The 12,082-nt window shown below is 72.1% G+C and carries 10 protein-coding genes; 6 read left to right on the forward strand and 4 right to left on the reverse strand.

Annotated elements, in window-relative coordinates; all coding sequences use genetic code 11:
- Positions 1–135: 135 nt before the first annotated feature.
- The 3 genes from EHO50_RS14630 to EHO50_RS14640 all read left to right on the forward strand — a co-directional run bounded on the left by EHO50_RS14630 (position 136) and on the right by EHO50_RS14640 (position 5,800).
- Positions 136–1,545: an SWIM zinc finger family protein gene (locus tag EHO50_RS14630; protein WP_128430507.1), complete on the forward strand. Its 1,410-nt coding sequence runs from the start codon at positions 136–138 to the stop codon at positions 1,543–1,545.
- Positions 1,542–4,181: a DUF7824 domain-containing protein gene (locus EHO50_RS14635; protein ID WP_128430508.1), complete on the forward strand. Its 2,640-nt coding sequence runs from the start codon at positions 1,542–1,544 to the stop codon at positions 4,179–4,181. Before EHO50_RS14630 ends, EHO50_RS14635 begins: the two co-directional genes overlap by 4 nt.
- Before the next feature lie 158 nt (positions 4,182–4,339).
- Positions 4,340–5,800, forward strand: a complete 1,461-nt coding sequence (locus EHO50_RS14640) for a GNAT family N-acetyltransferase (protein WP_246101151.1) — start codon at positions 4,340–4,342, stop codon at positions 5,798–5,800.
- Here the strand turns inward: EHO50_RS14640 and EHO50_RS14645 are convergent.
- Positions 5,781–7,013: a trans-sulfuration enzyme family protein gene (locus EHO50_RS14645; RefSeq protein WP_128430510.1), complete on the reverse strand. Its 1,233-nt coding sequence runs from the start codon at positions 7,011–7,013 to the stop codon at positions 5,781–5,783. The two genes, EHO50_RS14640 and EHO50_RS14645, sit on opposite strands and share 20 nt — an antisense overlap.
- A gap of 93 nt (positions 7,014–7,106) precedes the next feature.
- Between EHO50_RS14645 and EHO50_RS14650 the strand changes: the two genes are divergently transcribed.
- Both EHO50_RS14650 and EHO50_RS14655 read left to right on the forward strand, forming a co-directional pair.
- The gene (locus tag EHO50_RS14650; protein ID WP_128430511.1) at positions 7,107–7,613 is read left to right on the forward strand and encodes an Lrp/AsnC family transcriptional regulator; all 507 of its coding nucleotides are present in this window, start codon (positions 7,107–7,109) and stop codon (positions 7,611–7,613) included.
- Between the two features lie 64 nt (positions 7,614–7,677).
- Positions 7,678–9,366, forward strand: a complete 1,689-nt coding sequence (locus tag EHO50_RS14655; RefSeq protein ID WP_128430512.1) for a DUF885 domain-containing protein — start codon at positions 7,678–7,680, stop codon at positions 9,364–9,366.
- Between the two features lie 12 nt (positions 9,367–9,378).
- Here the strand turns inward: EHO50_RS14655 and EHO50_RS14660 are convergent, their stop codons facing one another.
- The 3 genes from EHO50_RS14660 to EHO50_RS14670 form a co-directional block, all read right to left on the reverse strand.
- Entirely contained in the window at positions 9,379–10,212 is an 834-nt protein-coding gene (locus EHO50_RS14660; RefSeq protein WP_128430513.1) for an SDR family oxidoreductase, read from the reverse strand.
- A 168-nt stretch (positions 10,213–10,380) separates the two neighbouring features.
- On the reverse strand, positions 10,381–10,896 hold the full coding sequence (locus EHO50_RS14665) for an immunity 21 family protein (protein WP_128430514.1): 516 nt from the start codon (positions 10,894–10,896) through the stop codon (positions 10,381–10,383).
- Positions 10,897–10,953: 57 nt separating this feature from the next.
- Entirely contained in the window at positions 10,954–11,472 is a 519-nt protein-coding gene (locus tag EHO50_RS14670) for a rhodanese-like domain-containing protein (protein WP_128430515.1), read from the reverse strand.
- 123 nt (positions 11,473–11,595) lie between these two features.
- Between EHO50_RS14670 and EHO50_RS14675 the strand changes: the two genes are divergently transcribed.
- Positions 11,596–12,042, forward strand: a complete 447-nt coding sequence (locus EHO50_RS14675; RefSeq protein WP_128430516.1) for an Lrp/AsnC family transcriptional regulator — start codon at positions 11,596–11,598, stop codon at positions 12,040–12,042.
- Positions 12,043–12,082 lie beyond the last annotated feature (40 nt).

Below are 12,082 nucleotides of genomic sequence, written 5' to 3' on the forward strand. Positions count from 1 at the left end.
GCCGCGCACCGGTGTCATCCCCCGGTGTGCGGCACGGTCGTTCCGGCCGTGGGAGACGCCGGGCGAACTCCCTTCACCGCAGCAGGTTTTCGCAGGTCAGGGCCGATTGTCAGTGGTCGCCTCTACGGTTTTTCCATGACGCGATCTCTACAGGCCGTGGCCTATCGCCGACCCTCCGTGCTGGAGTCCTCAGCGGACGGCCGGCACCTGGGGCTGGAGACCTCACGGGGTGCGACGCCCTCGGGTGTCGAGGACCATCCGCGGTTCTTCACGGGCTTCCTGACGTCTCCTCAGGTCGCCTCGGCAGGACTGCTGGCGGTGGCCGACGTGGCGGCCGCGCGCTACTACCAGCGGCAGCTGCGCGCCTCCCTCGACCCGGTGGTGACGGGCAACGGCGACCGGCTGCGCTTCGAGTCCTTCTCCGGCTGCTGCGGGGTGTACGCCCGCCTGGACGTGCTGGAGGCGGGCCTCGACGGCGGCGAGGTGGGGCACGGCACGACGAATGTCGACGTCAACAACCCCCTGCGCGAGGCTCTGTCCAGGATCGGCGCGGACGATCCGCTCCATCTGCGGGTGGGCCCCGAGGAGTTGGCCGTGACCACGCTGGACGGCCCGGTCGTGGAGAAGAAGGTCCCGCTCCCGGACCGCTGGCTGCGGGGCTTCGCGGAGGCGCAGGTGACAGCGGCGGGCTTCGATCTGCGGGCCGAGCTGCCGGCCGCCGAGGCCGTGCGGTTCCTGCGCGCGCTGCCGCGCGGTGGGGCGCGCGGCGCCTCGGTGGGCGCGCGGTGGGTGGTGCCCTCGGGGAGCGGGCTGCGGCCGACCACGCGCGCGGTGCCCGGTGCGGTGTGCCTGCCCGGCCCGGAGCGACTGATCGCGCTCCAGCGGGTGCTGCGCCATGCCACGGCCCTGCGGGTGTACGGCCCCGCCGTGACCGGCGGCGGCGCCGCGACGGCCAGTGCCTGGGAGGCGGTCCTGCCAGGCATGCGGCTGACGCTGACACTGTCGCCGGACGCCTCGCGCGGCTTCTCCGGCGAGGGCGGCGTCCTCGACGCGCTCGCCACCGACGAGGTCGCCGAGGACGCGGAGCTGGTCGCGGTGCTGCTGGCCTGGGAGCCCCGCATCGACGTCGCCGACCTGGCCGCAGCCTCGGGGCTCGCGCCCGAGCGCGTCCGGGCGGCCCTGATCCGCCTGGGCACATCGGGGCGGGTCGGGTACGACACGGCGGAGGCGGCCTACTTCCACCGGGAACTGCCGTACGACGCCGAGCGCGTGGAGCGCCACAATCCGCGGTTGCGCTCGGCCCGCGCGCTGGTGGCGGCGGGCGCGGTCGCACTGGACGGTGCCGTGGGGACGGTGACGGCCGAGGACGGCCATGTGCACCGGGTGCGCGACGAGGCGGGAGTGCTCAGCTGCAGCTGTCTGTGGTGGGCGAAGTACCGGGGCGGGCGTGGGCCGTGCAAGCACGCGCTGGCGGTGCGGATGGTGCGGCGAGGCATCGCTTCCGCGCAGGAGGACATGGCACGAGTCGACGGGGGTGCACGATGAGTTCACTGATGGACGCGGTAAGGGCCGGGCGGACGGCCGACGCGGTGAGTCTGCTGGACGGGATGACGGACGCCGAACGGCGGGCCCTCTTCCCCGAGTTGAGGGCACTGCGCAAAGAGCTGAGGGCGGATCAGTGGACGACGCAGTCCCGCCGCGCCTATCCGACCCTGCATGCGGCGGGGGCCGCGTGTCAGACCGGTGCGGCGGGTGTGGCGAGTTGGCTGGCGGCCTCCGACATGCGCTGGTGGCCCGCGTCACCGGGAGTGCTGATCGACGTCCTGGGCGACCGGGCACCTGGCTGGCTCGCCGATGTGGCGCACCGGATCGCCGAGCGGCCGGTCGGGGCGCGGGTGCCGTATGAGCTGATGGCGGGCCTGGTGCGGCTTTCCGGCTGCCCGGTGCCGACGACCGAGGCTTACGTCCACGGGTGGGTGGAGCACATCGGCCACGTCTGGCAGCGCGGCGACACGGTTCTGGACCGGCTGCGCAAGGACCCGCACCTCGCGCAGCTCGCGGCCGCGCTCTTCGAGACGAACGACATCGGCAGCCGTCTGGCATGGGCCTCGACCGAGGGTCCGAACAGCTGGACCGAGGCGCTCGCCCGGCTCACCGCCGAGGGCGTCCTGGACCGGAAGGCGACGGTCGACGCATGTCTGGCCCGGCTGCTGCGGGGCGGTCCGGCCGCCGACCACCGGGTGTTCCTGCGCATGCTGCGGGCCTTCGCCCTCACCCGGGACGAGGAGCGGGAGCACACGGCCGACTGGCTGGCACTGGCCTGCGACGCCGCATCCGTCGTGGCCGCGCACGCCCAGGCGGTGCTCGCGTCACTGGCCCTGGACGGTGAACTGACCACGCACCAACTGGTCGAGATGTCGGGCGCCGTCCTCTTCCGCACCGAGAAGAAGCTCGTGCGCGCCCAGCTCGTGCTGCTGGGCAAGGCAATCGCCCGCGATCCGTCCGCCGCCGAGGAGCTGCTGCCCGCCGCCGCACAGGCCTTCGGGCACGAGGACTCGGACGTGCAGGAGCGGGCGCTCAAGCTGGTGGAACGGCACATCGGCAAGGTCCGGGGCGTGTACGTGCGGGACGAACTGGCCTCGGCCGCCGAGCAGTTGATCCCGGTTCTGCGAGCGCGGGCGGTCCAGGGCCTGGGGGTGGCTCCGGCGCTCCTGGAGCCGGAGCCGTACGAGGAGACCCTGCCGCCCGCACCCGAGCCGGTACGGATCGCACCGACGCCGGATTCGGTGGCCGAACTCGCCGAAGAGGTCAGTGCGTTGCTGGCGTCGGTTGCGGACGTATCGACGTTCGAGCGCACGTTGGACGGTTTGGTGCGCCACGCGCACCAGGACAGGGCCGCTCTGGTGGAGGCCCTCGGCCCCGTGGTGGCGCGCCTGTGGTGGGTCACCGCGGAGTCCCCGCAGATCCGGCCGAGCGACTACTTCGGCAACCGGCCGCACAGCCTGGAGCTCCTCCTCGCGACATTGCTCGACAAGGTGCCCACCGCCGATCTCCACGCCGCGGTCCAGCACGGGACGTCGGGGTTCGAGTGCGTCCACGGCGCCCTCGCTCGTGCCTTCAACGCCCGTATCTGGGAGGTGGCGTACCGGATCCGTACCGAGCCGCTGCCGTTCCTGCTCTCCACCCCCACCTGGAGCACGGGTCTGCTGGAGCCGGACGAACTCGTGAGTCGCCTCGACGAGTACCGGCGCCGTGGCGCACGGGTTTCGGCGGCCGACTTCGCGCAGGCGCTGCTGCGGGTGCGGCGCGAGGACCGTGCGGCGGCCGCGGCGGCAGCGTCCCGTGCTGCCGCGCTCGGCACCGCGGAAGGGACACGGCTCGCGAGGTGGCTCACCGCCCAGGACTCGGCTCTGCCCGCCGAGAGACGGCGGACGGCCGGTCCGCGCATCCTGCTGGAGTTCGGTGAACTCCTGGAGCTACAGGAGGACTTCCCGCCGGAGTTCCGGCCCCTCGGCCGACCGGTGAGCGTCTACCGCGAGCGCTGGCACTGCTACCACTGGGAGGACTCCATACGTCAGCACTGGCTCGCCCTTCTGCCCGAGCGGCGTGAACTGGTCGCGGTCAGGCTGCTGCGCGACCTGTCCACGGTCGCCGTGGACGACACCCGGGGCGCCGCCGCGATCCTCCCGCTCCTCGCCGAGTCGGGCGGCGAGGCGGGTGAGGCCGTACACCTTTGCGTGGCGTACGGGCTCGGTGCGCGGCATCCGGAGGACCGGCTCGCCGCCGTGGACGCCCTGCTGGTGCTGGCTGCGCGCGGGCAACTCGACGCGGCCTGGCTGGGCGCGGATCTGGGGCAGTTGGTGCTGCGCGGGGCCGTGAAGACGTCGCGTCTCGTGGAGTCGGTGCGGACGGCGGCCGCCACGGGGGCGAACGCCACCATATGGGGGATGCTTCGGCACACCCTGCCCATCCTGCTCGCCGATCTCGCGACCGGAGAAGCGGCCGCACCGGCACGAGGGCTCGCGGACCTCCTGGCCGTGGCCGCGGAATGCGCCGAGCGAACGGAGGCACGCGAGGAACTGCCGCACCTGGCGGGGACGGCGGAGCGCCGTGGGTCGTCCCGGCTGGTGACCCAGGCCCGGCGGTTGCGCAGCGCGCTGGCGGAGCCGGTGGCTGCCTGACGGGGCAGGGCACCGTCCCGGTCGGCCCTGTAGCGCTGCGGTGCTGCAGCATTATTGAAAAACCTACAAAACTGGCATAAGGGTTCTTTACCGCCCGGTCACAAAGCGTTCGTGATCACGCAACACCGTTCCTTCACAGTGGGTGCATGAGTCGAGACATGTCTGATGTGACGCGTGCGAAGCACGGACGTCCTGTACACCACTGGCGGCGTGACGTCATCGAACTGGCCGCGCTCTTCACGGCGGTGGCGGTGGCCGACGCGGTGGCGAACCTGATCGGGCACGGGCCGGACGGGCCGACGGTGCTGCTGGTCTCGGCGGCCGTGCTGGTCGCCACGGCGGGGTTCCACACATGGTGGGCACGCCGCCACGGTCACGCACCGCCGACAGGTGATACCGGTGCCCGGCCGCGCTCCGCGGGGCGGACCGGGCAGTCCGACGCCGGACTGTCGAGCCAGTCGAGCCACTCGGACCAGCCGGAACTGTCGCAGGACGCGGCCACGACGGTGCCCGGGGAGAGTGTGCTGTGGCGGATGCGGACGACGGTGAAGGACGAACCCGGGTCGCTGGCCGCGCTGTGCACGGCCCTCGCCGGGCTGCGGGTGGACATCCTGAGCCTGCAGACGCATCCGCTGGCCGAGGGCACGGTCGACGAGTTCCTGCTGCGTGCGCCCGGCGATCTCACGGCGGCCGAGATCACCCGGGCGGTCTCCGTGGCCGGCGGTGCCGGGACCTGGATCGAGCGGGCCGACGCCCATGACCTGGTGGACGCGCCGACCCGGGTGCTGGGCCTCGCCACCCGTACCGCGCTGGACGCGGCGGAACTTCCGTTGGCGCTGCGGCAGTTGCTGGGCCGGTGCACCATCCGGTCGCTGCCCGCCGTGCCGGCCGGGGGCGGCCGGGGGCCGGAGCCGGTACCGATGGAAGGGGCCCTGGAGGACACCGTGATGCGGCTGCGGGCGCCGGAAGGTGGAGTGATCACTGTGGAGCGGCCGTATCTGCCGTTCACGCCGACCGAGTTCGCGCGGGCGCGGGCGCTGGTGGAGCTGGACGCGCGGCTCGGCCTGCGCGTGCCGCGCAGCGAGGACGTGCTGACGCTGCCGGAGGGCAACGACATCACCGTGCGGCGGGCGGACACCGGTGACCTTCGGGCCGCCAGGGAGATGCACGAGCGGTGCTCGACGCGGACGCTCGGGATGCGGTACCACGGGCCGGTCGGCGATGCCGACCGCTATCTCAACCATCTGCTCAGTCCGCGGTTCGGACGGACGCTCTCCGTGCAGACCGCGTCGGGGCGCATCGTCGGGCTCGGTCATCTGCTGTGGGACGGTGACGAGACGGAGGTCGCGCTGCTCGTGGAGGACGCGTGGCAGCGGCGGGGCATCGGCAGCGAGTTGCTGCGCAGGCTGGTGGGGATGGCGATCGAGGCGGGCTGCGAGAGCGTGTACGCCGTGACGCAGTCGTCCAACACCGGGATGGTCGCGGCGATGCGTGGGTTGGGGCTCCCCCTCGATTACCAGATCGAGGAGGGGACCCTCGTCATCACAGCCCGGCTCGACGCTGATGCCCCGCTGGGAGAGCAGGAAAGCGCCGTGGGAGTCAGGACCGAAGCGCCGTAGGGGCTGTGGCGCGGCCGGCGACTGCGGGTTCACTGTGGCCGGTCGCGCAGTTCCCCGCGCCCCTTCCGGGGCGCGCCAGCGCACCGTCCAGATCCGCCCACAGGTCCTCGACATCCTCCAGTCCCACCGACATCCGCAACAACCGGTCGCTCACGCCGGCGCCCCGGCGGTCGTCCGCGTCCACGATGCGGTGGCTGATGGACGCCGGGTGCTGGATCAGGGTGTCGACGCTGCCGAGGCTGACGGCGGGGGTGATCAGGCGGACGCCGGCGATGACCTCGTGCGGGTCGTCATGGACCTCGAAGGCGATCATGGCGCCGCCGATGCGCGGGTAGTGGACGCGGGCGACGCGCGGGTCGGCGGCGAGACGGCGGGCGAGTTCGGCGGCGGTCGCGGAGGCGGCCCGGACCCGTACCGGCAGGGTGGACAGGCCGCGCAGCAGCAGGTACCCCGCCAGCGGGTGCAGGACACCGCCCGTGGCGAACCGTATCTGCCGCAGCCGTCCGGCGAACTCCTCGTCGCAGGCCACGACGCCCGCCATCACGTCACCGTGCCCGCCGAGGTACTTGGTGGCGCTGTGCAGTACCAGCCGTGCGCCCTGTTCGGCGGGGCGCTGGAGCACGGGCGTGGCGAAGGTGTTGTCCGCGAGCAGCGGGACCGAGCCGCAGGCATGGGCCATCGCCCGCAGGTCCACCTCGGCGAGTGTGGGGTTCGCCGGAGATTCGACCATCACCAGGCCCGTGTCCGGACGCAGCGCCTCCGTGATCCCGGCGGGGTCGGTCCAGGTCACCTCCGAGCCCAGCAGGCCGGCGGTCAGCAGGTGGTCGCTGCAGCCGTACAGCGGACGTACGGCGACGACGTGGCGCAGGCCCATCGAGGCCCGTACGAGAAGAACCGCGGTCAGCGCCGCCATCCCGCTGGCGAAGGCCACCGCCGCTTCGGTGCCCTCAAGGCGGGCCAGGGCGGTCTCGAAGCGGGCGACGGTCGGATTGCCGATGCGGCCGTAGACGGGCGGGCCGTCCGGCTCCGCGCCGGTCGTGGCGAAGGCGTCGATGCGGGCGGCCTCGCCGCGGCTGTCGTACGAGGGGTAGGTGGTGGACAGGTCGATCGGCGGGGCGTGCAGCCCCTGCCGGGCCAGATCGTCGCGGCCGGCGTGCACGGCCTCGGTGGCGAGTGCTCTGGATGCGGTGCGTATGTCGTCGTACCCGTGCATACCGGCGTATGCCTCCCTGCTCGCTGGATCCGTTGGCGGAAGAGTGAACATCGGCCGGGTCGCAGCGGACGTGGACCGTGTTACGTTCGGCGAATGGCCGAATCTGTCGTACTGGACCCGGTCGACCTGCATCTGCTGCGGCTTCTGCAGAACGACGCCCGGGCCACCTATCGCGACCTCGCCGCGCAGGTCGGGGTGGCGCCGTCGACCTGCCTGGACCGGGTGACGCGGCTGCGCCGCTCCGGCGTGATCCTCGGCCATCAGCTCCGGCTGGATCCGGCCAAGCTGGGCCGTGGGCTTCAGGCGCTGCTGTCCGTACAGGTCAGGCCACATCGGCGGGAGCTGGTGGGGCCGTTCGTGGAGCGGATCCGGGCGTTGCGGGAGTCGCTGACCGTGTTCCACCTGACCGGGCCGGACGACTATCTCGTGCATGTCGCGGTCGCGGACATGGCGGATCTCCAGCGGCTGGTGCTGGACGAGTTCACGTCCCGGCGTGAAGTGGCGCGGGTGGAGACACGGTTGATCTTCCAGCAGTGGGACTGCGGGCCCCTGCTGCCACCCGACGCGCCGGGAGACAAGCCCTCAGCGAAATCCGGCTGACCTGGGGCAAGGCCTGATGAAACCAGGCTGACGCGGCGGCGGTCGCCGTATGAGGATGGACCGCATGTCTGAGACCAAGAGCCCGCTGCCCCGTGAGGTCGCCGACACCTATGTCGACGAGCTCATCACCCTCGACCCGATCACCGGTACGTATCTCGGCGTGAAGGAGAGTTCCAGCAAGCTCCCCGACCTCTCGCCCGCGGGCCAGGAGGCGCTCGCGCAGCTCCAGCGGGCCACGCTCGCGCGACTCGACGAGGCCGAGCGTCGGCCCGGCGCGGACAGTGACATCGAGCGCCGGTGTGCGCGCCTGCTGCGCGAGCGGCTGACCGCTGAACTCGCCGTGCACGAGGCCGAGGAGGGCCTGCGCTCGGTCGGCAACATGGCCACGCCCGCGCACTCGGTGCGCGAGGTCTTCACCGTCACGCCGAACCAGTCCGACGAGGACTGGGCGGCGATCGCCGAACGGCTGCGCGCGGTGCCGGGCGCGTACGCGGGCTACCGCGAGTCCCTCGCGCTGGGTCTGGAGCGCAAGCTGTACGCGGCTCCGCGTCCCACCGCCACCTTCGTTGAGCAGCTCACCGAGTGGTCCGACTCCGGTGAGGGCCGCGGCTGGTTCGAGGACTTCGCCTCGGCCGGTCCCGAGTCGCTGCGTGCGGAGCTGGACGAGGCCGCCCGCGGGGCGACGGCCGCCGTGGTGGAGCTGCGGGACTGGATGCGCGATGTGTACGTGCCGGCGATCGAGGGCGCCCCGAACACGGTGGGCCGCGAGCGCTACGCCCGCTGGGCCCGTTACTTCAACGGCATCGACCTCGACCTCGACGAGGCGTACGCGTACGGCTGGTCCGAGTTCCACCGGCTGCTCGGTGAGATGAAGAAGGAGGCCGAGAAGATCCTTCCGGGTGCCGCGACGCCGTGGGTGGCGCTGGCCCACCTGGACGAGCACGGCAAGCACATCGAGGGCGTCGACGAGGTCCGCGAGTGGCTCCAGGGCCTGATGGACGAGGCGATCGAGAAGCTCGACGGCACGCACTTCGAACTCGCCGAGCCGGTGCGGAAGGTGGAGTCGTGCATCGCGCCGCCCGGCGGTGCGGCGGCGCCGTACTACACGGCCCCGTCGGAGGACTTCTCGCGTCCGGGCCGCACCTGGCTGCCGACGATGGGCCAGACTCGCTTCCCGGTCTACGACCTGGTCTCGACCTGGTACCACGAGGGCGTCCCCGGCCATCACCTCCAGCTCGCGCAGTGGACGTACGTCGCCGGGAACCTCTCCCGCTACCAGGCCACCATCGGCGGGGTCAGCGCCAACGCCGAGGGGTGGGCGCTGTACGCGGAGCGGCTCATGGACGAGCTCGGCTTCCTCACGGACCCGGAGCACCGGCTCGGTTACCTCGACGCGCAGATGATGCGGGCCGCCCGCGTCATCGTCGACATCGGCATGCACCTGGAGTTGGAGATCCCGGCCGACTCCCCGTTCCACCCGGGCGAGCGCTGGACTCCGGAGCTGGCCCAGGAGTTCTTCGGCTCGCACAGCAGCCGTCCGGCGGACTTCGTGGAGAGCGAGCTGACCCGGTATCTGACGATCCCGGGCCAGGCCATCGGCTACAAGCTCGGCGAGCGGGCGTGGCTGCTGGGCCGCGACAAGGCGCGCGAGCGGCACGGCGACGCCTTCGACCTCAAGGCCTGGCACATGGCGGCCCTGTCCCAGGGCTCCCTGGGTCTGGACGACCTGGTGGACGAGCTGGCCCAGCTCTGACGCACCGCCGGATCAACGCCTGAATCCGCCCTCGGAGTTGATGACCTCACCGGTGATCCAGCCCGCCTCGTCCGTCGCGAGCCAGGCGATGAGGCGGGCCGGATCGTCGGGCATGCCCCACCGGCCGGCGGGGAAGCGGGCCGCCACGGCCTCGTACGCCTCGCCGGTCAGGTAGTCCGTGTCCACGGGGCCGGGGTTGACGGTGTTCACCGTGATCCCCCGCTCGGCGAGCGTGGTCGACAGGGAGCGGGTGATCGAGGCGAGGGCGCCCTTCTGGAGGGCGTAGGCGATCTCGCCGGGCATGCCGTCCGCGATGTCCTGGCCGGAGGTCATCATCACGACGCGCCCGCCGGGGCCGGCCGGCCGCAGCCGGGCGTGGGCCTGGACGAGCAGCAGCACGGAGCGGGTGTCGACCGCCCAGTGCGCGTCGAGCATGGCGGCGTCGATCTCGTCGAGGGTGCCGTCCGAGCCGCTCAGTGCGTGGTTGGCGATCAGGATGTCGAGTCGTCCGCCGAGCTCTGCCGTGGCCGTGGCGACCAGTTCGGCGGGCGCGGCCGGGTCGGAGAGGTCGCCGGGCCCGGCGAGGACCTGGGCATCCGGATCACCGAGCGCCTCCCGCACGGACGCGACGACGTCCTCGGGCCGGTCGGCTCCCCACGGCATGGCGGCGTCGTGCGGCACATGGTGGTGCAGATAGACACTCGCCCCGTACGCGGCGAGCCGCCGGGCCACGGCATGCCCGATTCCGGCGCGTCTGCCGGCCCCGGTGACCAGGGCGGTCCGACCGCGCAGGGGCAGCGGGTCGCGGCGCAGGGCTTCGGGGGCGGGGTGCGGGAGTCGGGGCATGGAAGATCATGATGGGGATCCGCCGGGTTCGGCGCACCTGGTTTTCCGACGTACGTGGTTCCAGTCGGTTTTCCGACGTCCGTGGTCCCAGTCGGCTTTCCGACGTCCGTGGTCCCAGTCGGCTTTCCGATGCCCGTGATGTCAGCCGGTCCCCCGACGCCCGTGGTGTCAGTGCGGCAGCCGTCGCAATTGGACGAGCCCCAACCAGGTTTCCGGGCCGGGCTGCACCTGGGCTGCACGGACCGCGTACGTCCCCGGCTCCAGGGCCACCCGCAGGTGCTCGGTCCGTTCCGTCTCCGGTCCCGGCCAGGCCGAGTCGAACAGGACCACCGTTCCCGGCACGTTCCAGCGCACCTCGTGTTCCCAGATCGCCGTGGCCAGGGCGGCCGGAACCCTGGCCAGGAGTTCCTCCTCGGAGTCGGCCGCGCACCAGCGTACGAAGATGCCGTGGTCGGGCAGATAGGAGGTCGAGGCGGGCTCGTCACCGAACACCAGCGCCGCGCTGTCGCCCACGGGCAGGAGTCCGACGGAGCCGTCGACCTCGCAGGCCCGGTCGTAGTCCGAGGCCGTCTCGTCGCCGTCGGCGCCCGCCCAGAACGGCAGCACCGTCTCGGGTACGGCTATCAGGGGGCCGCCTCCCGACTCCACCCACTCCACCGCGCCCGGTTTCGCGTATCGCACCATGGCAGCAGAACCTACACGCACCGGGGGCTCACGCGGTCACGCTGCCCAACACCCGCCTCAGCACCCGCAGTTCTCCACATCGACGGGCACCGTCAGCGCGTCGGCTGCACGGCGCTCGCGGCCCTGCCAGGTCTCGAACTCGAAGCCCTCGCGTGCCCAGTATTCGAAGCCGCCGAGCATCTCCTTGACCTGGTAGCCGAGTTCGGCGAGGGCGAGGGCGGCCCGGGTCGCGCCGTTGCAGCCGGGCCCCCAGCAGTAGGTCACGACGGGCACGGACTTGTCGAGGAGCTGCGCGGCCTGCTCGGGGATGAGGGCGTGGGGGAGGTGGATCGCGCCGGGAATGTGGCCCTGGTCCCAGGACTCGGTGGAACGGGAGTCCAGGACCACGAACCCGGGGTCGCCCTCGGCCGCCAGCGCGGCGGCGACGTCGGACACGTCGGCATGGAAGACGAGGCTCGCCCGGAAGTAGGCGGCGGCTTCGGCGGGCGCGGCGGGCGCGACGCCCAGTACGGGGTTCACGGTGGTGGTGGTCTTGGTGGTGGTGGTCTCGGTGGTGGTGGTCACGGCGGCGGTCATGATCTGGTCCCTCCCTGGCGGATCTCGATGATCAGAAATCTACGGCCGGTGATCCGCTTCCTGAAGGGCCGTTCCACGGTGCAGACCTTGATCTGCCAGGGATTCCCCTGCTATTCCTCGGACATGACCGCGTATTCCCCGGACGCCACCGACTGGCGCATCCTCGATGTCCTCCAGCGCGAAGGCCGCGCCAGCTTCGCCGAGCTGGCCCGGGCCGTCTCCATGTCCGCGAGCGCGGTCACGGAACGGGTGCGGCGACTGGAGGAGGCGGGCGTCATCCAGGGGTACGCGGCGGTCGTCGACCCCGAGCGGCTGGGCCTGCCGATTCTGGCCTTCGTGCGCCTTCGCTATCCGAACGGCAACTACAAGCCGTTCCACGACCTGGTCGCCGCGACACCGGAGATCCTGGAGGCGCATCACGTGACGGGCGACGACTGCTTCGTCATCAAGGTCACCGCGCGGTCGATGCGGCACCTGGAGGAGGTGTCCGGAAAGATCGGCACGCTGGGCTCGGTGACGACGAGCGTCGTCTACTCGTCCCCGCTGCCGCGCCGGCCACTGGGTCACTGACGCCACCCGACGCCCCTCGCTCACGACACCCCTGACTCAC

Origin of the sequence: Streptomyces cyaneus, from assembly GCF_004028635.1 — a bacterium.
Lineage (GTDB): Bacteria > Actinomycetota > Actinomycetes > Streptomycetales > Streptomycetaceae > Streptomyces > Streptomyces cyaneus.

Excerpts from the sequence above, each read along its gene's own strand:
- EHO50_RS14650 (WP_128430511.1), top strand. The coding sequence starts at position 7,107 with ATGGCCGAATCTGTCGTACTGGACCCGGTCGACCTGCATCTGCTGCGG.
- EHO50_RS14675 (WP_128430516.1), top strand. The coding sequence starts at position 11,596 with ATGACCGCGTATTCCCCGGACGCCACCGACTGGCGCATCCTCGATGTC.
- EHO50_RS14645 (WP_128430510.1), bottom strand. The coding sequence starts at position 7,013 with ATGCACGGGTACGACGACATACGCACCGCATCCAGAGCACTCGCCACC.
- EHO50_RS14670 (WP_128430515.1), bottom strand. The coding sequence starts at position 11,472 with ATGACCGCCGCCGTGACCACCACCACCGAGACCACCACCACCAAGACC.
- EHO50_RS14635 (WP_128430508.1), top strand. The coding sequence starts at position 1,542 with ATGAGTTCACTGATGGACGCGGTAAGGGCCGGGCGGACGGCCGACGCG.
- EHO50_RS14630 (WP_128430507.1), top strand. The coding sequence starts at position 136 with ATGACGCGATCTCTACAGGCCGTGGCCTATCGCCGACCCTCCGTGCTG.
- EHO50_RS14655 (WP_128430512.1), top strand. The coding sequence starts at position 7,678 with ATGTCTGAGACCAAGAGCCCGCTGCCCCGTGAGGTCGCCGACACCTAT.
- EHO50_RS14640 (WP_246101151.1), top strand. The coding sequence starts at position 4,340 with ATGTCTGATGTGACGCGTGCGAAGCACGGACGTCCTGTACACCACTGG.
- EHO50_RS14660 (WP_128430513.1), bottom strand. The coding sequence starts at position 10,212 with ATGCCCCGACTCCCGCACCCCGCCCCCGAAGCCCTGCGCCGCGACCCG.
- EHO50_RS14665 (WP_128430514.1), bottom strand. The coding sequence starts at position 10,896 with ATGGTGCGATACGCGAAACCGGGCGCGGTGGAGTGGGTGGAGTCGGGA.